The 773-nt window shown below is 75.2% G+C and carries 2 protein-coding genes; one reads left to right on the top strand and one right to left on the bottom strand.

The genetic code is table 11. From position 1 onward, the window contains the following. The coding region (locus DEIPI_RS40535; protein WP_045234931.1) for an OB-fold nucleic acid binding domain-containing protein at positions 1-320 on the top strand (320 nt) is incomplete at its 5' end. A 4-nt stretch (positions 321-324) separates the two neighbouring features. Here the strand turns inward: DEIPI_RS40535 and DEIPI_RS0121765 are convergent. Beyond that, positions 325-773, bottom strand: a 449-nt coding sequence (locus DEIPI_RS0121765) for a PIG-L deacetylase family protein (RefSeq protein WP_027483160.1), incomplete at its 5' end; no start/stop codon positions are given.

Below are 773 nucleotides of genomic sequence, written 5' to 3'. Positions count from 1 at the left end.
GCCTGCGCGACCTGGGCTGCGTGACGCCCGGACGGCTCCGGCACGGTGAGCGGGCGCGCGTGGCGGGCCTCGTCGCGGCGCGGCAGAAGCCGCCCACCGCGAAGGGCGTGGCGTTCTTCGTGCTGGAGGACCACCACTGGCGCGTGCAGGTCGTGATCGGCCCGGAGCTCTGGGAGGCGCACCGTCAGCTGCTGCGCGACGCGCGCGCCCTCGTCGTGGAGGGCGTCGCGGACGTGCAGGGCCACGCGCGGGCCGTGCGGGCCGAGCGTCTCTCCGAGCTGCCCGTGGACGTGGAGAGCGTGGGCTACGAGTACGGGTGAGGCGTCAGCGCAGCGCCCGGAAGAGCTCCGCCGCGCCCACGCCCACCGCGCGGCCCGACGCGCGGAAGAAGCCCGTCATGCCGGAGCCGCTACCGCCGTTCTGGCTCTCGTGCCGCGCGAGCGCGCGCGCCTTGAGGTCCAGCACGTCCGTGATGTCCACCGCGACGTCCGGACGTCGAGTCTGGAAGAGGTAGAGGGGCGGACGGTCCCGCAGCGTCTCCCAGAAGCCCAGAAAGACCCGCGCGGACCCCTGGTGGTCCGGGTGCAGGTAAGGCAGGGACGGCAGGGACGGATCGAAGATCAGGACGGCCTGCGGACGCAGCGCGTCGTAGATCTCGCGGACGCGCGGCAGCAGACGCGCGTCCGCCGCGACGCCCCGGTCGGGCAGCCCGAGGAGGTGGACCTCGGCGTACCCGAGGTCCCGCGCCGCCGCGAGCTGCTCCGCGCGGCGCG

The organism is Deinococcus pimensis DSM 21231, from assembly GCF_000519345.1.
Taxonomy (GTDB): Bacteria; Deinococcota; Deinococci; order Deinococcales; family Deinococcaceae; genus Deinococcus_A; species Deinococcus_A pimensis.
Note: the sequence above shows the minus strand (reverse complement) of the source record. Positions and strands in the feature narration are given on the sequence as shown.